The 19,052-nt window shown below is 67.7% G+C and carries 15 protein-coding genes; 8 read left to right on the top strand and 7 right to left on the bottom strand.

The window, feature by feature from the left end; translation table 11 throughout:
* The first annotated feature begins 54 nt into the window (after positions 1 to 54).
* Positions 55 to 1,701 (top strand): phospholipase D-like domain-containing protein, encoded by a 1,647-nt coding sequence (locus EPY72_RS17620; RefSeq protein ID WP_135807283.1) that lies wholly within the window; start codon positions 55 to 57, stop codon positions 1,699 to 1,701.
* Here EPY72_RS17620 and EPY72_RS17625 read toward each other — a convergent pair.
* Positions 1,698 to 3,599: a Hef-associated nuclease gene (locus EPY72_RS17625; protein ID WP_135807284.1), complete on the bottom strand. Its 1,902-nt coding sequence runs from the start codon at positions 3,597 to 3,599 to the stop codon at positions 1,698 to 1,700. The two genes, EPY72_RS17620 and EPY72_RS17625, sit on opposite strands and share 4 nt — an antisense overlap.
* A gap of 107 nt (positions 3,600 to 3,706) precedes the next feature.
* Between EPY72_RS17625 and EPY72_RS17630 the strand changes: the two genes are divergently transcribed.
* Both EPY72_RS17630 and EPY72_RS17635 read left to right on the top strand, forming a co-directional pair.
* Positions 3,707 to 4,213 (top strand): Mov34/MPN/PAD-1 family protein, encoded by a 507-nt coding sequence (locus EPY72_RS17630; protein WP_135807285.1) that lies wholly within the window; start codon positions 3,707 to 3,709, stop codon positions 4,211 to 4,213.
* On the top strand, positions 4,210 to 4,644 hold the full coding sequence (locus EPY72_RS17635; protein ID WP_134671986.1) for an FAD synthase family protein: 435 nt from the start codon (positions 4,210 to 4,212) through the stop codon (positions 4,642 to 4,644). Before EPY72_RS17630 ends, EPY72_RS17635 begins: the two co-directional genes overlap by 4 nt.
* Before the next feature lie 21 nt (positions 4,645 to 4,665).
* Here EPY72_RS17635 and EPY72_RS17640 read toward each other — a convergent pair whose 3' ends face one another.
* Together EPY72_RS17640 and EPY72_RS17645 are read right to left on the bottom strand one after the other, a co-directional pair.
* On the bottom strand, positions 4,666 to 5,823 hold the full coding sequence (locus tag EPY72_RS17640; RefSeq protein ID WP_134671985.1) for an NAD(P)/FAD-dependent oxidoreductase: 1,158 nt from the start codon (positions 5,821 to 5,823) through the stop codon (positions 4,666 to 4,668).
* 223 nt (positions 5,824 to 6,046) lie between these two features.
* Complete coding sequence (locus tag EPY72_RS17645) at positions 6,047 to 6,580, bottom strand: Rrf2 family transcriptional regulator (RefSeq protein ID WP_134671984.1); 534 nt, start codon at positions 6,578 to 6,580, stop codon at positions 6,047 to 6,049.
* 154 nt (positions 6,581 to 6,734) lie between these two features.
* Here EPY72_RS17645 and EPY72_RS17650 point away from each other — a divergent pair, with 154 nt between their 5' ends.
* From EPY72_RS17650 to EPY72_RS17660, 3 genes are all read left to right on the top strand, one after another.
* A complete protein-coding gene (locus tag EPY72_RS17650) occupies positions 6,735 to 7,664 on the top strand; it encodes an NAD-dependent epimerase/dehydratase family protein (RefSeq protein WP_134671983.1) in 930 nt (309 codons plus the stop codon).
* Positions 7,665 to 7,760: 96 nt separating this feature from the next.
* The gene (gene rocF, locus EPY72_RS17655; protein ID WP_134671982.1) at positions 7,761 to 8,681 is read left to right on the top strand and encodes an arginase; all 921 of its coding nucleotides are present in this window, start codon (positions 7,761 to 7,763) and stop codon (positions 8,679 to 8,681) included.
* Positions 8,682 to 8,829: 148 nt separating this feature from the next.
* Positions 8,830 to 9,495, top strand: a complete 666-nt coding sequence (locus EPY72_RS17660; protein ID WP_135807286.1) for an HAD family hydrolase — start codon at positions 8,830 to 8,832, stop codon at positions 9,493 to 9,495.
* Here EPY72_RS17660 and gyrA read toward each other — a convergent pair whose 3' ends face one another.
* Together gyrA and gyrB are read right to left on the bottom strand one after the other, a co-directional pair.
* A complete protein-coding gene (gene gyrA, locus EPY72_RS17665) occupies positions 9,496 to 11,988 on the bottom strand; it encodes a DNA gyrase subunit A (RefSeq protein ID WP_134671980.1) in 2,493 nt (830 codons plus the stop codon). It lies immediately after the preceding gene.
* Positions 11,985 to 13,904: a DNA topoisomerase (ATP-hydrolyzing) subunit B gene (gyrB, locus tag EPY72_RS17670; RefSeq protein ID WP_135807287.1), complete on the bottom strand. Its 1,920-nt coding sequence runs from the start codon at positions 13,902 to 13,904 to the stop codon at positions 11,985 to 11,987. Before gyrB ends, gyrA begins: the two co-directional genes overlap by 4 nt.
* A 258-nt stretch (positions 13,905 to 14,162) precedes the next feature.
* On the opposite strand from gyrB, the gene EPY72_RS17675 reads away from it, so the two are divergent.
* Together EPY72_RS17675 and EPY72_RS17680 are read left to right on the top strand one after the other, a co-directional pair.
* Positions 14,163 to 16,553: a DNA topoisomerase VI subunit B gene (locus tag EPY72_RS17675; protein ID WP_135807288.1), complete on the top strand. Its 2,391-nt coding sequence runs from the start codon at positions 14,163 to 14,165 to the stop codon at positions 16,551 to 16,553.
* The gene (locus EPY72_RS17680; RefSeq protein WP_134671977.1) at positions 16,550 to 17,635 is read left to right on the top strand and encodes a DNA topoisomerase IV subunit A; all 1,086 of its coding nucleotides are present in this window, start codon (positions 16,550 to 16,552) and stop codon (positions 17,633 to 17,635) included. Before EPY72_RS17675 ends, EPY72_RS17680 begins: the two co-directional genes overlap by 4 nt.
* On the opposite strand, the gene EPY72_RS17685 is transcribed toward EPY72_RS17680, so the two are convergent.
* A complete protein-coding gene (locus EPY72_RS17685; protein WP_135807289.1) occupies positions 17,632 to 18,450 on the bottom strand; it encodes a zinc ribbon domain-containing protein in 819 nt (272 codons plus the stop codon). The genes EPY72_RS17680 and EPY72_RS17685 overlap by 4 nt on opposite strands.
* 106 nt (positions 18,451 to 18,556) lie before the next feature.
* Entirely contained in the window at positions 18,557 to 19,015 is a 459-nt protein-coding gene (locus tag EPY72_RS17690; RefSeq protein ID WP_134671975.1) for a hypothetical protein, read from the bottom strand.
* Between the last annotated feature and the right edge of the window lie 37 nt (positions 19,016 to 19,052).

A 19,052-nucleotide genomic window follows, 5' to 3' on the forward strand; every position in this document is an offset into this window, starting at 1 on the left:
AAAAATCCACCGGTTCCCGAGGCTTTAAATCCGAAGGCGGGACCACCCCGACCCGTGCGCCCGTCCATCCTCGCAGTCCTCGTCGTGCTTGCGGTCGCCGGTCCGGCGATCTGTGCCGTCCCGCCGGCCGCCACCGCGAGCGTCTCTCCGGACGCCGTTCGCGCCCAGAGCGCTACCGCCCCGGAGATTCGGGCCGTCTATCCGAACCCCGCGACGCCCAACGACGCCGGGGAGTTCGTCGTCGTTCGGATGCCCGCGGCGACGGACGTCTCGGGGTGGCGCCTGCGCGACGACGAGTCGAGCGCGCGGCTCCCGAACCGCACCCTCTCGGGTACCGTCGCCCTCTCGACCGACCCCGAAGTCGCGCGGAATCTGACCGACGAGCGAGTCGTCGGACTCGCGGGCCACCTCGCGCTGGCGAACGGCGGCGAGACCGTCCGGCTGGTCGGCAACGAGACCGTCGCGACCGTCTCGTACCCCGACGCGCCCGAGGGCGACCGCTGGCACCGCGAGGGCGGCGACTGGGCGTGGGAACCGCTCGGCGCGACCGACTTCCGGGTGACCGACACCGGGCCCGCGAACGCGACCGCGTTCGTCCTGCCCGACGCTCCCGAAGCGGCGCTCGACCCGCTCCGGAACGCCGACGATCGACTCCTCGTGGCGGGGTACACCTTCGGGTCGGCGCGGGTCGCCGACGCGCTCGCGGACGCCGAGCGACGGGGGGTCGACGTTCGACTCCTGCTCGACGGCGCGCCGGTCGGCGGGATGACCCGTCGGCAGGCCAGACTCCTCGACTCGCTGGTCGCGCGCGGGGTCGACGTCCGAGTCGTCGGCGGGCCGACCGCCCGCTACGACTTCCACCACCCGAAGTACGCGGTCGCCGACGACCGGGCGCTCGTGCTCACCGAAAACTGGAAGCCGGCCGGCACCGGCGGCCGAGCGAGTCGGGGCTGGGGCGTCACCCTCCGGAACCCCGAGGCCGCAGACGCTCTGGCGAGGGTGTTCGAAGCCGACGCCGACGGTCGGGGCGCGATCGCGTGGTCGGCGTTCAGCGAGGGCCGGAGCTTCGAGCCGTCGACTCCCGCGAACGGGACGTTCCCGGCCGAAATCGCGTCGGCGTCGGTCCGGGTCGAATCGACGGAGGTGCTGGTCGCGCCCGACAACGCCGAGTCCGAGCTGGTCGCGTTGCTCGACGCGGCCGACGAGTCGATCCGCGTCCAACAGCCCGCGGTCGGCGGACGCGCACAGCCGTTCGTGCGGGCCGCGCTCCGGGCGGCCCGCCGCGGGGTCGAGGTGCGCCTCTTGGTGAGCAACGCGTGGTACGTCGAGTCGGAGAACCGCGCGCTGGTCGAGTGGTTAAACGAGCGTGCCGCCGCGGCGGACCTCTCGCTGGAGGCGCGGCTCGCCCGTCCGGCGGGCCGCTACGAGAAGATCCACGCGAAGGGCGTGGTCGTCGACGGCGAGGCGGCCGCGGTCGGGAGCCTCAACTGGAACAACAACTCGGCCCGGGACAACCGGGAGGTCGTCGCCGTGCTCCGGGGTGAGGAGGTCGGCGGCTACTACGCCGCGGCCTTCGACCGCGACTGGTCGGCGAGCGCGGCCGGCGGCGAGCCCCCGGCCGTCGGGCTGATCGGGGCCGTCGCGGTCGGTGCGCTCGCGGCGATACTGCTCGCGAGAAGGGAGGTGACGTTCGAGCGCTAGTCGTTCTGCTCGTGGCCGACGACCGTGCTCTGGAGGTCTTCATCGAGTTCGGCGTCGGCCATCTTCTCGACGAGCGCGTCGAGGACTTCCTCGCGCATGCCGGGCACGAACTTGATCGAGCCGACGACGAGGTGACCGCCGCCCGAGACGCCGCCGCCGACGATCTCCTCGTTGAGCTCCGAGACCATCTCGGGGATGTCGAGGCGCACGCCGTCGCTCCGGAGCACTGCGAAGTCCGGGCCGTAGCCGATGGTGATGACGGGCTCGCCGGTCTCTTGGACCTTCCGGTCGTGGATCTCGCCGGTGGTCTTACCCGGGGCGGGGTAGGTGAACCGGTAGGCGTGGTTCTCCACGTCGATCCGGTAGAGGTGAGCGTCGCTGTCGAGGCGCTCGTGTTCGACGTGGGCCATCGCGGCGTTGAGCTGGTCGTCGACGTCGGATTCGGCCCGCCCCGCGAGGAACTCGACGAGCTCGCGGTGGCGCTCCTCGTCGTCGGTCCCGACGTTCAACACGTCGTTGATGATGTTTCGCCCGGCGTCGTACTTCAGCCAGTGGGCGGCGTAGTCGAGTGCCTCGCCGACGTCCCGGAGCGTCGACTCCGCGTACCCCTCCGACTCGGCGAGCGCGACGTAGTCGGTCATCGCGTCGGCTTTCGACCGGTCACAGAGACCCGCGACCGCGGGGACGTGGCGGAGCTCGTCGGTGATCGGCGGCCAGATCATCCGGGCGAGCTCGACGCACATCATCCCGGTGGTGATGCGGTAGTCCTCGCCGTGGAGGTAGGGGTTGACGTGGGCGTCGACGAACGGCTCGACCGCGTCGGGGTCGGGGTGGTGGTGGTCGACGACGACGATGGGAATGTCGTAGTGTGCGAGGTTCTCGTAGGCCGGCACGTCCTCGGCGGTGCTCCCGTTGTCGAGCATCAACAGGAGCGGGAGCTTCTGGCCGTGGCGGGCCTGGTCTTCGAGCGCGAAGTTCAGATCGCGGGTGACGTCCTCCATCTCGTAGAACGGCGCCTTCGAGGGGAGGCGCTTGAACAGGTGGCGCTTGGCCTCGGGGTCTTGGTGGGTCTCCTCGATGAACCGTTCGAGGGCGTACTGGACCGGGATCGAGGCGCACATCCCGTCGCCGTCGGCGTGGTGGCGCACCCGGATCGGCCGGCTCTCGAGGACGGTCCGGCGCAGTTGGGCGGCGACCTCGCGAAGATCCGGGAACATCTGGGTTAGCGCGGGCCACTCGACCAGCGGTTCGGTCTCCTCGGGTTCGGCGCGGTCGTCGAGCGCGTCCGCGAGCCGCCCCTCGACCGCCTCGGCGTCCCCGTCGGTCAGGGCGTCGAGGCGCTCGACCTCGACCTGGAGGCCGTCCTCGCGCTCGTCGACTACGCCCGTCACCCGGATCACGTCCTCGATCTCGACCTCGGGGTACGCCCGGACGCCCGCCTCCTCGAAGGCCGCACAGGGGATGACTCCCGTCTCGTCGCTCAGGTGGAAGATGGTCGGGCCGCCGGTCTGTTTTATTTGGACGACCTCGCCTTCGAGGTGGACGGTGTCGCCCACCCGATCGACGAGTTCGTCGATGTCGGCGATATCGTAGTCGTGTTCGACCGCGACCGTCTCGCAGTCGCCGAGGTCGACGGGCTCGAAGCTCAGGTCGCCGTTCTCTCGGATCTCGGTCAGCTCGACCACGAGGTCGTCGCCGACCGCGTAGCTACCGTCGTAGGTCGACTCGTGGACGAGTCCGGAGACCGACTCGGAGAGGTCGACGAACACGCCGTAGTCGACCACGCCGTTGACCGTCGCGGCGTAGTAGCCGCCGGTTTCGACGTCCGAGACGGTACAGGCCGGGTCGAGGTCGTAGACCACGGCGTCCCCCTCGGCGTCGGAATCTGAAGCAGTCATTCTTGTCGGTGGTTTCGGTTCGCCCGATTTTAAGGGTTTGCAAGTGGCCCGGACGGATCGACGCGCCGTTCGCAACCTTTAGAACGCGCCCGCCCGGAGTTTTCTCCATGCGGCTGTTCCGTTCGAGCGAGATTCTCGGCATCGCCGAGGACGCCCTCCAGTTCGCTCTGGCGGCGTCCGAGGACGCCCACCCCCACGAGTACATGGGGTTTCTCAGGGGCGAAGACGCCCGCTCGCTCGGACTCGACCGCGACGGGACCGTCATCACCGACGTGCTGGTCATCCCCGGCACCGAGTCGAACCCGGTGAGCGCCACGGTCAAGACCAGTCAGGTACCGAACGACTTCAACTCGGTCGGATCGGTCCACTCGCACCCGAACGGCGTGCTCAAGCCCAGCGACGCCGATCTGGCGACTTTCGGGCGGGGGAAAGTCCACATCATCATCGGCTACCCCTACGGCGACGACGACTGGGCGGCTTTCGGTCGGGAGGGCGAGCCCCGCGATCTCGACGTGCTCGACGTTTCGCTCCCCGAAGGCGAATCGTTCTTCGACTTCACGCAGGCGGACATCGACGCCGAACTCGACTACGACTTCGATCAGGACTCACCATGACTCACGTCATCGCGCAGGGAACCTTCGATCTGCTCCACCCCGGACACGTCCACTACCTCCGGGACGCGGCCGCGATGGGCGACCGACTGACGGTCATCGTCGCCCGCCGCGAGAACGTCACGCACAAACAGCCGCCGGTGCTCGCGAACCGCCAGCGACGCGACGTGGTGGCGGCGCTCGGGGCGGTCGACGACGCGATCGTCGGCCACCCCGAGGACATCTTCGCGCCGATAGAGGAGCTGGCGCCCGACGTGATCGCGCTCGGCCACGACCAGCACCACGACGAGGCCGCCATCGCGGACGAACTGGCGCGGCGCGGGCTCGATTGTGAGGTCCGGCGCGCGAGCGCCTGCGAGCCCGCCTACGAGGGCGAACTCCTCTCGACGGGCCGGATCATCGACCGGATACTCGAAGAGCGAAGCCGGTCCTGATCGCGGAGAAAATCCGTCGGCTTACAGCGAGTCCCAGGCCTTCAGACCGCGAGGCCACGAGGTGAGGTCGGCGATCCACCGGGCGGCGACGAACTTCTTGAGGAACTTCGCGGGCACGGAGTTGAACGTCCGGATCGGGATCACGTCGACGTCGTGGGCGATCGCCTTCTCGCCGACCGAGACGAGCGTCCCCTTGTCGTCGTAGGTCCAGGTCACGAGCGGCTGGTCGTTGATCGCGCGAGCGACGTTCTGGCCGGCGACCTCGGCGGCCTGCCAGGCGGCCTGGGCGGTCGGCGGCGCGGGGCCGTCGCCCTGATCGACGATGGCCGAGTCGCCGATGGCGAACACCCGGTCGTCGCTCGTCCGGAAGTTCGACTCGCAGGTCACGCGGTTGTGCTCGTTTTCGAGTTCGCACTCGTCGAGCGCCTGCTGACCGGTGATGCCGCCGGTCCAGACGAACACGTCGTAATCGAGGGGGTCGCCCTCGTCGAAGTGGATCGTCGACTCGTCGGCCTCGGTGATCGGGTCGTCGGTCAGGATCTCGACGTCGGCGTCTTCGAGGCGCTTTCGGACCGCGCCCTGAAGCTCGGAGTCCTGCCCGGGCATGATCTCTTCGAGCGCCTCGACGAGGTAGACGTCGATGGGCGCGCGCCGCTCGTCGCGGAGCTCCGCGACCTCGCCGGCGCTCTGGATGCCCGACAGTCCGGCGCCGCCGATCACGATCGTCGCCGGGTCGTTCCGGGACGCCTCGGCGGCGGCCTGAGTGACTCGCTCGTGGATCTCCATCGCGTCGTCGAGGCTCTTGAGCGTGAGCGCGTGCTCTTCCATCCCCGGGATGCCGTAGTAGGCGGTCTGGCTCCCGAGCGCGACGAGGAGGTAGTCGTAGTCGAGGTCCTCGCCGCCGTCGAGCGCGACCGTCTGGGCCTCGGTGTCGACCCCTTCGACCGTCGCCTGCACGAACTCGGTGGACCGATCGGCGATCTCGCCGACCGGGATCGTGATGTCGTCCTCGACGGTCGGGTCCCGGATGGCACGGTGGGCCTCGTGGAGGACGAGGTGGTAGTCGTTCTCGGAGACCCAGGTCAACTCGGCGTCCGTGGCGTCCAGTTCGTCTTCGAGTCGCTGAATCGCGCCTGCCCCGGCGTACCCCGCGCCGAGCACGACGACCTGTTCAGTCATACCGCCAACTCCGGAGTCCTCCGATACAAAGGCTTTGGAAGCCTCACGCGGTTGAGTGAGAGTACCTACCACGAACGGCGGCCAACCCGACGGCTCGAACCCGAAGCACGCGACTGGACGAACGGACACGACCGGCGTCGCGGGACCACGAGAGAACGTCGAGAGGCGGAGACCGATCTGTGAGAGCCGGCGGGCGCCGCGAGACCGATATCGGCGGCCGAACTCAGTGGGCGGGCTCTTCGGACGGGGCTTCCATCGAGTCGATCTTCAGGATGAGGATGTTGCTGGTGTCGTCGGTGCCGTCGACGGTGCCCTCGACGACGAGCTTCGACAGCGGCGTCGGACCCACGCGAACCGAGTCGCCCTCGTCGAAGTCACGAACCGACCCCTGAAGGTGGATCTCGGCCCGGCAGAGCTCGGGGTGGTGGACGCTCGTGAGGTCGACCTCCTCGACGTTCGACTCCTCGATGAGTTCGCCGTCGTGGACCAGCGGTACCTCCGCGGCGCTGTCCATCTGCTGGACATCGAGGGCCTCGAACGCGGTCGCGGTCGGCTTGTAGCCGCCCTTCGGCCCGGGGACGCCCTCGACCAACTGGAGCGCTTTGAGGCTCTGCATCTGGTTGCGGATGGTGCCGGGGTTGCGGTCGACCTCCGCGGCGATGTCCTCTCCTTTCACCGCGTCGCCGGCGTCGCGGTGGAGATTGACGAGGGCGGTGAGAATCGTCTTCTGGCTCGGGGTCAGTTCGATAGTAGACATTACCGAACCTTGGGGGTAGATTTCCTTAAATGCGGCGAACGGCCGGTGGCGCCCGATATTTTCGGAATTCGGGGATAGGGGGCTCGTGCTTCCCGCGGCCCCCGATCGACGACGGAACGACACCGATTTGGCGCTGGCTCTGGACTCTCGAACCATGCAAGGAAATCGCGTTCTCGTGACCGGCGGCGCGGGGTTCATCGGATCGAACCTCTCGAACCACCTCGCGGCCGACAACGACGTGATCGCGGTCGACGACTGCTATCTCGGAACCCCCGAGAACCTCGACGAGTCTGTCGAGTTCCACGACGCGAGCGTGCTCGACGACGACCTCCCCACCGACGGCGTCGACGTGCTCTTTCACCTCGCGGCGCTGTCGTCGCTCACGATGCACGAGGACAGCATCGACGGACTCCGGCGCGGGGCGCGGGTCAACGTCGAGGGGTTCGCGAACGCGGTCGAGCAGGCGCGCCGGGACGGGTGTGACACCGTCGTCTACGCCTCGACCTCCTCGATCTACGGGAGTCGGACCGACCCGTCGCCCGAGAGCATGGCCGTGGAGGCCCACACCGGCTACGAGGCCTCGAAGCTCGCCCGCGAGCGCTACGGCGAGTACTTTTCGAACGCCCACGACATGGACGTCGCGGGGATGCGGTTTTTCTCGGTGTATCAGGGCTACGGCGGCTCGGAGGGCCACAAGGGCGAGTACGCCAACATCATCGCGCAGTTCGCCGACGACATCGCGAACGGCGAACCGCCGGTCATCTACGGCGACGGGAGCCACACCCGCGATTTCACGCACGTCTCCGATATCGTCCGCGGGCTCGAACTCGCGGCCGACCACCGGCTCACCGGAATCTACAACCTCGGGACCGGCGAGTCCTACAGCGCGAACGAAGTGGTCGAACTGCTGGCCGACGAACTCGACGCCGACGTCGAACCCGAACACGTCGAAAACCCCATCCCCGAGGACATGTTCGTCCACGACACGATGGCCGACGCCACCAAGATGGCCGAGGCGACCGGCTGGGAGCCCGAGATCGGGTTCGAGGAGGGCATCGAGCGGGTCTGTGCCCAGTACAAGTGATCGTCTCCTGACGGCTCGCGATCGCCGCCCGCCGTTCCGGTCCGGTCCGAACCGAAAACAGACCCTTCTTTAGACTACCCGGCCGAACGCCCGTGTATGAGCCGACAGGTGCGGCTGATCGGGACTCCCATGGACCTCGGCGCGAACCGACGCGGCGTCGACATGGGCCCCTCGGCGATCCGATACGCGGGACTGGCCGACGAACTCCGGGCGGCGGGCGTCGAAACGACCGACACCGGCGACCTGCTGGTGCCACACGCCGAGGAGCGCGACCCCGACGCCGAACAGCCAAGCGAGGGGACCGCGAAGTTCCTCCGGGAGACCGCCGACGTCTGTACGCGGCTGGCCGACGAGGTCGCGGCCGCACTCGACGACGGCGCGTTCCCGCTCGTGCTCGGCGGGGACCACTCCATCGCGGTCGGCACCATGCGCGGGGCGGGCCGGGACGCCGACCTCGGCGCGGTGTGGTTCGACGCCCACGGCGACTTCAACACGCCGGCGACGTCCCCGAGCGGCAACGTCCACGGGATGCCGCTGGCGGCCGCGCTGGGCATCGGCGACTTCGCGGACACCGAGTGGGCGAACGTCCCGACCCTCGCCGAAGAGAACGTCGCTATCGTCGGGCTCCGGAGCCTCGACGACACCGAGCGCGAGGAGATCCGCGACAGCGACGTGACCGCGTTCACCATGTCGGACATCGACGAGCGCGGCGTCGGTCCGGTCACCGAGGACGCCCTCGATATCGCGAGCGACGGCACCGAGGGGATCCACGTCAGCCTCGACCTCGACTGGCTCGACCCGAAGGAGGCGCCGGGGGTCGGGACGCCGGTCCGGGGCGGGGTCACATACCGAGAGGCCCACTCGGCGCTGGAGACGGTCGCCGAACGCGACGAGGCCGAGGGCGTGTTGCGCTCGATGGAGGTCGTCGAAGTCAACCCGATCCTCGACGAGCACAACGAGACCGCGGAGTTGGCGACCGAACTCGCGGCGAGCGGACTGGGAAAGCGCATCCTGTAACGCGACCGTTCCCTGCGGTCGCTCGCGGGAGCACTGCTGGTGTGCGCGCCAGCGACGCACTGTTCGATGCGTGATTTTCTTCCCCCGTCTGCCCGCCGGCTTGGCGAAAACCGACGGCCTCAAGAGTGTCTCGCGCGCGTCGGCTACTGTGACCGACTACGACGCGATCCTCTTCGACAACGACGGCGTGCTGGTCGAACCCCCGTCTCGGGAGACGCTTCGGGAGGCCGCCCGGACCGCCTTCGAGGCGGTCGGCGTCGACGACGCCGACGAGCGCCACGTCGAGGACGTGATGTACGGCGTGACCCCGGAGTTGCTCGGGCGCGTGTGCGACCACTACGGGCTCGACCGGGCGGCCTTCTGGGAGGCCCGGGACCGCCGGGCCGCCGCGGCCCAGCGCACCGAGTTCCGCGAGGGCGAGCGCGACCGCTACGACGACGTGGCGGCGCTCGCGGACCTCGATCACGACTTCGGTGTCGTGAGCTCGAACCAGCACCTCACGATCGAGTTCGTCGTGGAGTTCTTCGGATTCGAGAAGCTGTTCGACACGTACTACGGCCGGGAGCTAACCGTCGAGAGCGTCCGGCGCAAGAAGCCAAATCCACACTACCTCGAACGCGCGCTCGCGGATCTCGACACCGAATCGGCGCTGTTCGTCGGCGACAGCGAGAGCGACGTCGAGGCCGCCGATCGGGCCGGGCTCGACTCGGCGTTCGTCCGGCGCAGCCACCGCGCCGACCTCGAACTGTCGGTCGATCCGACCTACGAGGTCGAAGACCTCTGGGGCGTCGCAGAGATAGCGGGCCGAACGTAGCTACTCGGCGTCCGCGTTCGCCTCGTCGCTGGCCTCGGCTAACACGTCGACGCTCGCGACCGCGTCGGTGCCTTCGAGTTCCATCACCGTCACGCCCATCGTGTTCCGGCCGACCTCGGAGATGTCGGCCGCCCGGATCCGCATGATCTGGCCGTCGGCGCTCATGATGACGAGGTCCTCGTCGGGGCCGACCGCCTTGACCGAGGTGACCCGTCCGTTGCGGCCGCCGGTCTTGATGTCGACGAGCCCCTTCCCGTTTCGGGACTGGCGCCGGTACTCGCCGAGGGGCGTGCGCTTGCCGTAGCCGCGCTCGGTCACCGTCAGCAGGTCCCGGTCGTCGCCGTCCGACGGTCCCGAAGCGTCGGCCGCGACCATGCCGACCACTTCGTCATCGCCTTCGAGGTCGACGCCGCGGACCCCGCGGGCGCTCCGACCCATCTCGCGAGCCTCCGACTCGTCGAACCGGATCGCCATCCCGTCGGCGGTGGCCAACAGCAGGTCCTTCGAGCCGTCGGTGACCTCGACGTCGACCAACTGGTCGCCGTCTTCGAGTTTCGCGGCGATGATGCCGGTCGAGAGGATGTTCTCGAACTCGGCGGCGGCGGTCCGCTTGACGTAGCCGTCCCGGGTCACCATGCTGATCGACTCGTCGTCCTCGAACTCGTCGGTGTTGACGACCGCGGTGATCTCCTCGCCGTCGTCCAGATCGAGGAGGTTGACCGCCGATTTGCCCCGGGCGGTCCGGGACATCTCGGGGATCTCGTAGGTCTTGAGCCGGTAGACCTGCCCCTGATTGGTGAAACAGAGCAGGTAGTCGTGGGAGTTGGCCCGGAACACCTTCGAGACCCGGTCGCCCTCCTTCACGTCGGCGCCGATGATCCCCTTGCCGCCGCGGTTCTGGGCGTCGAACTGGGCGGCGGGCATCCGCTTGACGTAGTCCTGCTCGGTCACGACCACGACCACGTCCTCCTCGGCGATGAGGTCCTCGCGGGTGACCTCCTCGTCGTCGTCGATGAACGAGGTCCGCCGCTCGTCGGCGTACTGGTCTTTGATCTCCAGCAGTTCCTCCTCGATGACCGAGAGCAGTTCGGACTCGTCGCCGAGGATGGTCTCCAGACGCTCGATGCGGGCCTGGACGTCCTCGTACTCGTCTTCGATCTCGGCGGCCTCCATCGAGGTGAGGCTCCCGAGTTGCATCCGGACGATGTGATCGACCTGATCGTCCGAGAAGCCGTACGCCGACTGGAGGCCGTCTTTCGCGGCGTCGCGGTCCTCGGCGTCGCGGATGATCTCGACCACGTCGTCTGCGTGTTCGAGCGCGGTGAGCCGGCCTTCGAGGATGTGGGCGCGGTCCTGGGCCTCGTCGAGTTCGTACTGGCTCCGCCGGCGCACGACCTCCTTGCGGTGGTCGAGGTAGTGTTCGAGGGTCTCTTTCAGCGAGAGGACCCGGGGTTCGCCATCGACCAGCGCGAGGTTGATGACGCCGAACGTCTTCTCGAGGTAGCTCTCGAGCAGTTGGTTTTTGACGACCTCGGTCATCGCGTTCCGCTTGAGTTCGACGACGACTCGGATGCCGTCGCGGTCGGACTCGTCGCGGAGGTCCCGGATGCCCTCCAGGGACCCCTCGTTGACCGCGTCGGCCATCTTCTCGATCATCCGGGCCTTGTTGGTCTGGTAGGGGAGCTCGGTGATGACGATGCGGTCGCTCCCGTTCTCGCGTTCCTCGACCTCGAACTCCGCGCGCATCCGGATGCGTCCGCGGCCGGTCTTGTACGCGGCGTGGACCGCGTTCCGGCCGACGATGTTCGCGCCGGTCGGGAAGTCGGGCCCCTTGACGTGGTCCATCAGGTCCTCGACGGTCGCGTCGGGGTCTTCGATGAGCTCGACGGTCGCGTCGATCACTTCCCCGAGGTTGTGGGGCGGGACGTTCGTCGACATGCCGACCGCGATGCCCGACGACCCGTTGACCAGCAGGTTCGGGAACGCCGAGGGAAGGACCTCCGGCTCCTGGAGGCGGTCGTCGTAGTTGGGCTGGAAGTCGACGGTGTCCATCTCGATGTCGGCGAGCAACTCCTCGGAGATGGGGCTCATCCGGGCCTCGGTGTACCGCATCGCGGCGGCGGGATCGCCGTCGATCGAACCGAAGTTCCCCTGTCCGTCGACCAGCGGATACCGCATCGAGAAGTCCTGTGCCATCCGGACCAGCGTGTCGTAGATCGCCGAGTCGCCGTGAGGGTGGTAGTCACCCATCGTGTCGCCGACCACCGAGGAGCTCTTGCGGTGGCTGGAGCCGCTGGTGACCCCCTCCTCGTGCATCGCGTAGAGGACCCGGCGGTGGACCGGCTTCAGCCCGTCGCGGACGTCGGGGAGCGCACGCCCCGCGATGACGGACATCGCGTAGTCGATGTAACTCTGCTCCATCTCGTCTTCGATCCGGGCCGACGTGACTTCCGCGGCGCCGACGTCGGCGGGATCGGGTACTTCCGAACTCATATGTCGACCCACTCCGCTTCGGTTGCGTGTTCTTTGATGAACTGCTTTCGCGGTTCGACGGCGTCGCCCATCAGCACCGAGAACATCTTGTCGGCGGCCGCGCCGTCCTCGATGGTAATCTGCTTGAGGACGCGGTTCTCGGGGTTCATCGTGGTCTCCCAGAGCTGGTCGGGGTTCATCTCCCCGAGGCCCTTGAACCGCTGGACCTGCGTGGGATTGCCGTCGCACACTTCCTCGACGATCCGGTCGCGCTCGGCCTCGGTCATCGCGTCGTAGGTCTCGCCGCGATACCGGACCCGGTAGAGGGGCGGCTGGGCCGCGTACACGTAGCCCGCCTCGATCAGCGGCTTCATGTGGCGATACAGAAGCGTCAACAACAACGTCCGGATGTGGGCGCCGTCGACGTCGGCGTCGGTCATGATGATGATCCGGTTGTACCGGGCCTCCTCGATGTCGAACTCGTCGCCGATACCCGTCCCGAGCGCGGTGATGAGCGACCGGATCTCGTCGTTCTCGAGGATGCGATCGAGCCGGTGTTTCTCGACGTTGAGGATCTTCCCCTTCAGCGGGAGAATGGCCTGATTCTCGCGGTTTCGACCCTGCTTTGCCGATCCGCCCGCCGAGTCGCCCTCGACGACGAACAGCTCTGAGTCGCTGGGGTCTCTGGACTGACAGTCCGCGAGCTTGCCCGGGAGCGCGCTCGATTCCAGCGCGTTCTTCCGTCGGGTCAGCTCCTCGGCCTTCTTGGCCGCCTTGCGCGCCTTCGCGGCCTCGACCGCCTTCGAGACGATCGCCTCGGCGGTCCGGGGGTTCTCCTCGAAGTACGTAGCGAGCCCCTCGTGGATCGCCGACTCGACGATGCCCCGGACCTCGCTGTTGCCCAGTTTGGTCTTGGTCTGGCCCTCGAACTGGGGGTCGGGATGCTTGATCGAGATGACCGCGGTCAGCCCCTCCCGGACGTCCTCGCCCTTGAGGTTCTCGTCTAGGTCGCCGAGCAGTCCGTTCTCGTCGGCGTAGTCGTTGACGTACCGCGTCAGCGCGGTCTTGAATCCGGTGAGGTGGGTGCCGCCCTCGCGGGTGTTGATGTTGTTGGCGAACGCGTGGAGCGACCCCTGGAGCTCGTCGGTCGCCTGCATCGCCACCTCGACCCGGATGTCCTGCGCTTCGTCCTCGAAGTAGATGACGTCGTCGTGGAGCGGCGACTTCGTCTCGTTGAGGTACGCGACGAACTCCCGGATGCCGCCGTCGTACTTGAACGTGTCCGACTGGCCGTCGGCCTCGCGCTCGTCGGCGAGGCCGATCTCGACCCCGGAGTTGAGAAAGGCGAGTTCGCGCAGTCGGCTCTCGAGCGTCGAGTAGGTGAACTCGGTGGTCTCGAAGATGTCGCCGTCGGGCCAGAACCGGATCGTGGTGCCGGTCCCCTCGTCGGGGTCGAGATCCCGGACCCGCTGTAGCGGGGCGGCGGGCTCGCCGCGCTCGAACTCCTGTCGCCAGAGCGCGCCGTCGCGTTTCACCTCGATCCGGAGCTCGGCGGCCAGCGCGTTGACGACGCTGACGCCGACGCCGTGGAGGCCGCCCGAGACCTGATAGGACTTGTTGTCGAACTTCCCGCCAGCGTGGAGGACCGTCAGGATGACTTCGACCGCGGGCTTGTCGTACTCCTCGTGGGTGTCGACCGGGACGCCCCGGCCGTCGTCGGAGATGCTCACCGACCCGTCACCGTGGATAGTTACATCAATCGAGTCACAGTAGCCGGCGAGCGCCTCGTCGATAGAGTTGTCAACGACCTCGAACACGAGGTGATGGAGCCCCCGCGCGTCGGTCGACCCGATGTACATCGCCGGGCGCTTGCGCACCGCCTGTAACCCTTCGAGGACCTGGATTTGCCCGGCCCCGTACTCACTTTCCTGACTCATAAAGACTGTCTCACGGTAGTAGTCGGGTACGGATAAAACCCTCGCACACGCGCGCGCGAATGCTAAGTCAGGTGACTGAGGGTTTCGCCGCGAACGGCGCGGAGAGCGTCCTGTCACGTCGGGTGTCATCTCGGTTCGGCAATTCGTATAGTCGAATGGTGTGTATCGCGGTCGCCCCCGACCGCCGTCTCCACTTTCACTTTCACTCCGGTCCACCGAGAAGGCTATAAATGTCCCGTCGTTACCTGAGCCCACAGAATGCCATCTATTCAGTCGACGCTCGGCGAGGAGGAGGGGATCGCCGAGGAGTTGGCCGAGAGCCAACAACAGATCTCCATCGCCGAGTTCTTCGAGAAGAACAAGCACATGCTCGGGTTCGACAGCGGCGCCCGGGCGCTGGTGACCGCGGTGAAAGAGGCGGTGGACAACGCCCTCGACGCGACCGAGGAGGCGGGCATTCTTCCCGACATCTACGTCGAGATCGACGACGCGGGCGACTACTACACCCTCGTCGTCGAGGACAACGGTCCCGGCATCACCAAAGAACAGGTCCCCAAGGTGTTCGGGAAGCTCCTCTACGGCTCGCGGTTCCACGCCCGCGAGCAGTCCCGCGGCCAGCAGGGGATCGGGATCTCGGCCGCGGTCCTGTACTCCCAGCTCACCTCGGGCAAGCCCGCCAAGATCACGAGCCGGACGAAAGGTAGCGCCGAGGCCGAGTACTTCGAACTCATCATCGACACCGACGAGAACGAACCCGAGATCCAGCACGCCGAGACCACCTCGTGGGACCGGACCCACGGCACGCGCATCGAGCTGGAGATGGAGGGCAACATGCGCGCGCGGTCCCAGTTGCTCAAGTACATCAAACACACCGCGGTCGTCAACCCCCACGCCCGGATCACCTTCGAGGAGCCGAGCATGGACGAGCCCCGCCAGTTCGAGCGGGCGACCGACCAGCTCCCGGCCGAGACCGAGGAGATCCGCCCGCACCCCCACGGAGTCGAACTCGGCACGGTGTTGAAGATGCTCGCCGAGACCGATTCACACAGCGTCTCTGGGTTCGTCCAATCGGAGTTCACCCGCGTCGGGAAGAAGACCGCCGACTCGATCGTCGACAACTTCCGTGACCGCCACTTCGGCCGGGAGGCCGCCTGGCGGGCGCCGCGGTCCCACGACGAGGCCGACGTGGCCCGCGCGGTCCAGCAGGCGGTCGCCAACAAGGGCGCGGAGGCGACGAACGCCTTCGCCGACGAGGTCGCGAACGCGGTCGCGGCCCGCGACCGGGTGGCCCACAGCGAGCTCCGCGAGATCGTCGCCGACGCCGCCGAGATCGGCGACGACCACGGCGTGACGTTCGGCGCGACGGTCCGGGAGAACGCGATTGGGGCGGCGTGGGACGAGCTGACCGCCGACCGGACGAGCGACCTCTACCAGCTGGTCGACGCGGCCACGACCACCCGAAAAGACGACGAGGCGATCGACGGGCTGGCCGAGCGACTCGCAAAGCGCTTCGAGAAGGGCCGCGAGCGCGATCGGGCGACCCACTCCGAACTCCGAAAGTACGTCGACCGCGCCGCCGACCAGACCGAGGAGTACGACGACGCGACGTTCGGCGAGACCGCCCGCGAGAACGTCGTGACCGAGCTCTGGTCGGTGATGGTGACGGTGCCCGACGAGGTGCCGAAGGTACGGGACCTCGCCGAGGATCGCGACGCCGCCAGCGACCTGCTGGAGGCGATGCGCGAGACCGACATCATCTCGCCGCCGACCAACTGTCTGTCGCCGATCACCGCCGACCTCGTGGAGGCCGGACTCAAGAAGGAGTACGACGCCGACTTCTACGCCGCCTCGACCCGCGACGCCGACGTCCACGGCGGCGACCCGTTCATCGTCGAGGCGGGCATCGCGTACGGCGGCGACCTCGAGGCGGACGGGCAGGCCGACGTCCTGCGGTTCGCCAACCGGGTGCCGCTGGTCTACCAGCGCGGGGCCTGCGCGACGACCGACGTGGTGAAGTCGATCGGGTGGCGAAACTACAACCTCAGCCAGCCCGGCGGCTCCGGAATCCCGAACGGCCCGGCGGTGATCATGGTCCACGTCGCCTCGACGAACGTCCCGTTCACGAGCGAGAGCAAGGACGCGGTGGCGAACGTCCCCGAGATCGAAGACGAGATCGAGCTCGCGATCCGGGAGGCCGCCCGCGAGCTCAAGTCGTATCTCAACAAGCGCAAGTCCCTCGAAAAGCGCAAGAAAAAGCAAAACGTCATCGCCTCGATCCTCCCGAAGATGGCCGAGAAGGTCGCGGAGGTCACCGACAACGACGAGCCCCAGTACGACGACGCGCTGGCCCGGATCATGAACAACGTCCTCGTCGAACGCGAGCGCGAGGACGGACGCGTTCGGCTCGTCGTCGAGAACCACACCGACACCAACGAGTCGCCCGACATCACCGACATCGTGACCGCCGAGCCGTCGAACCTCTCGGACGGCGCGACCGCGGTCGACATGGACGGCGAGTGGTTCGTCAAGTGGTCGCCCACCGTGCCCAGCGGCGAGGAGGCCGTCCTGGAGTACGAAGTCTCGGCGGAGGCATCGTTCGACCTCAGCGTCGAAGGAATCGAAGACCCCAAACTCACCCTCAACCAATGAGCACGGACACCACAGCCCAAGAGAAACTCATCGACCTCGCCGCGGAGTTCTACGATCAGCTAGAGCGGGGCGAGATCCCCGAGATGTCGGTCCCCACCCGGACCAAGAGCAACATCGTCTTCGACGAGGACTCGGACGTGTGGGTGTACGGCGACCGCGAGAGCACCCGGAGCGCAAACAGCGTCCGGGGGGCGCGCAAACTCCTCAAGGCGATCTACACGATCGAGTTCCTCGCCGACCAGCTCGACGCCGACCGGTCGTCGACCCTGCGTGAACTCTACTACCTCAGCGAGAGCTGGGACGTCGACGAGGCGCAGTTCTCCTCTCAGGACGAGTCGAACCAGCTCGTCGAGGACTTAGAGATCGTCTCGGAGGTCACCCGCGAGGACTTCCACATGCGGCCCGAGGAGTCGGGCGCGACCATCATGGGGCCGCTGTACCTCCGCGAGCAGACCCGACGGGGCGAACGCGAGATCCACTGTCAGGAGGACGTCGGGGAGGGCGGCTACCAGATCCCGAACAACCCCGACACGATCGAGTTCCTCGACAACGACGCCGACTTCGTGCTCTGCGTCGAGACCGGCGGCATGCGCGACCGGCTGGTGGAAAACGGCTTCGACGAGGAGTACAACACCATCATCGTCCACCTCAAGGGCCAGCCCGCCCGCGCGACCCGCCGGATCACGAAGCGACTCCACGACGAACTCGACCTTCCGGTGACGGTGTTCACCGACGGGGACCCGTGGTCGTACCGCATCTTCGGCTCGGTGGCGTACGGCTCGATCAAGTCGGCCCACCTCAGCGACTACCTCGCGACCCCGGAAGCCCAGTTCATCGGCATCCAGCCCGAGGACATCGTGGAGTACGACCTCCCGACCGACCCGCTGAGCGATTCCGACGTCAACGCCCTCGAGAGCGAGCTAGAGGACCCCCGCTACCAGACCGACTACTGGGAAAAACAGATCGAGATCCAACTCGACATCGAGAAAAAGTCCGAACAGCAGTCGCTGGCGTCCCACGGACTCGACTTCGTGACCGAGACGTACCTGCCCGAGCGCCTCGACGAGATGGGCGTCCTCTAGCGCTCCCTGACGAACTCGTCGGCGTCTCGGGTCGCGCTGTCCCCGACCTCACCGCCCGTGAACGGATCGCCCTGCGCACAGGACCGACAGTACCAGTTCTCGCCCTTCTCGTCGGTCGAGATCGGGAGTCCCGCGACGTACAGCGTCTCCCCGAACGTGCGCTTGACGCCCGTGCCGACCGGCCGCGAACACGCCGTGCAGGGCACGTCTGGCGCCTCGACGACCTCCTCGTCGGTCGATCGGACCCTGCCGAACGTGGTGACCGACTCGCGGTCGGCGAACCGCTTCCGGAACGGGGGGAACGCGAACAGCGCGACGGCCAGACACGTCACGCCGAAGAGCGCGGCCGGGAGGGCGACCGCGTCGCCGAGGACCGCGAATCCGAAGATCGCACACAGGAAGCTGAGGAAGTAGCTCGCCGGATCCGAGACGAGGTCATCGCCCGAGGCGTCGTCCTCGCCGCCCCCGGAGACGTACCGCTCGGTGCCGTCGGCTCGAAGTTCGATCCGGTCGGCCCCCGGCGAGTAGCTGTACCACGCGTACAGGAGGTTGCCAAAGCCCCAGGTGAACAGGAACAAGAGCGCGTGGACGCCAAGCGAGCCGAACCCCCGGTCGATCAGCACGACCCGATCGCCGTAGTCGTGTTTCACGTCCCACCCCTCGACCGTGTGGTCCTCGACTCGGCGCCGGAAGTCGTCGCGGCGGTTCGACCGGCGGCTCCCGATCGGCGCCCCGCAGTCCGAGCAAAACGAGTCGTCGGGACCCAGCGCCGACCCGCACTGCGAGCAGAAGTTCGAGCCGTTTGGAGGACTCATATGCGAAGGTGTTAGGCCCCCAGTAAGTAAATGCTGGTCACACGTTTCCGTCCCGCGAAACGCGCCCGCGGTTTTTGAGCGGTCGCGTCGGTCGCCCGCAGTCCGCTCACTCCCGGCTCCACGACGCCAGCGCGTCCTCGATCGCCGCGTCGCGGGCCCGGAGGTGTTCGCGCTCGGCGGCACTCCGGACGTCGAGTTCGTGGAGGGTGTCCACCGCGACACGGTCGGCGGCGAGCCTCGCGGCCGCGGCCACCTTCGCGTCGTCGAGCGCGACCGCCTCGCGGGCGCCGACCGCGTCCGGTCTCGTGAGCGTCCGGGCATCAGCCAGGGCCGCGACGCCCTCGCGGGTCCAGCAGTCGTGACAGCACCGGAACGCGAGCGTCCCCACGTAGTCGCCGAGGTCGGTCGGCGCGAGCCCGCCGTCGGTCGCCCCGCCCCAGACGAGTCCGAGCGAGTCGACCACGGCGTAGCGGTCGTCGTCGCTCCCGCAGGCGGCACACGCCGTCGGCTCGTCGGTGTAGGGCCACCCGTCGGGGACCGCCGCCGTCGGTTCCCGTCGCGACATACGCCCACGTTCCGGCAGAAGAGTTAAGAATCTAACC

Source organism: Halorussus marinus (genome assembly GCF_004765795.1).
Taxonomy (GTDB): Archaea; Halobacteriota; Halobacteria; order Halobacteriales; family Haladaptataceae; genus Halorussus; species Halorussus marinus.

Excerpts from the sequence above, each read along its gene's own strand:
- EPY72_RS17650 (WP_134671983.1), top strand. The coding sequence starts at position 6,735 with ATGCAAGGAAATCGCGTTCTCGTGACCGGCGGCGCGGGGTTCATCGGA.
- EPY72_RS17685 (WP_135807289.1), bottom strand. The coding sequence starts at position 18,450 with ATGAGTCCTCCAAACGGCTCGAACTTCTGCTCGCAGTGCGGGTCGGCG.
- EPY72_RS17675 (WP_135807288.1), top strand. The coding sequence starts at position 14,163 with ATGCCATCTATTCAGTCGACGCTCGGCGAGGAGGAGGGGATCGCCGAG.
- EPY72_RS17630 (WP_135807285.1), top strand. The coding sequence starts at position 3,707 with ATGCGGCTGTTCCGTTCGAGCGAGATTCTCGGCATCGCCGAGGACGCC.
- rocF (WP_134671982.1), top strand. The coding sequence starts at position 7,761 with ATGAGCCGACAGGTGCGGCTGATCGGGACTCCCATGGACCTCGGCGCG.
- EPY72_RS17635 (WP_134671986.1), top strand. The coding sequence starts at position 4,210 with ATGACTCACGTCATCGCGCAGGGAACCTTCGATCTGCTCCACCCCGGA.
- gyrA (WP_134671980.1), bottom strand. The coding sequence starts at position 11,988 with ATGAGTTCGGAAGTACCCGATCCCGCCGACGTCGGCGCCGCGGAAGTC.
- EPY72_RS17640 (WP_134671985.1), bottom strand. The coding sequence starts at position 5,823 with ATGACTGAACAGGTCGTCGTGCTCGGCGCGGGGTACGCCGGGGCAGGC.
- EPY72_RS17690 (WP_134671975.1), bottom strand. The coding sequence starts at position 19,015 with ATGTCGCGACGGGAACCGACGGCGGCGGTCCCCGACGGGTGGCCCTAC.
- EPY72_RS17680 (WP_134671977.1), top strand. The coding sequence starts at position 16,550 with ATGAGCACGGACACCACAGCCCAAGAGAAACTCATCGACCTCGCCGCG.
- gyrB (WP_135807287.1), bottom strand. The coding sequence starts at position 13,904 with ATGAGTCAGGAAAGTGAGTACGGGGCCGGGCAAATCCAGGTCCTCGAA.
- EPY72_RS17625 (WP_135807284.1), bottom strand. The coding sequence starts at position 3,599 with ATGACTGCTTCAGATTCCGACGCCGAGGGGGACGCCGTGGTCTACGAC.
- EPY72_RS17645 (WP_134671984.1), bottom strand. The coding sequence starts at position 6,580 with ATGTCTACTATCGAACTGACCCCGAGCCAGAAGACGATTCTCACCGCC.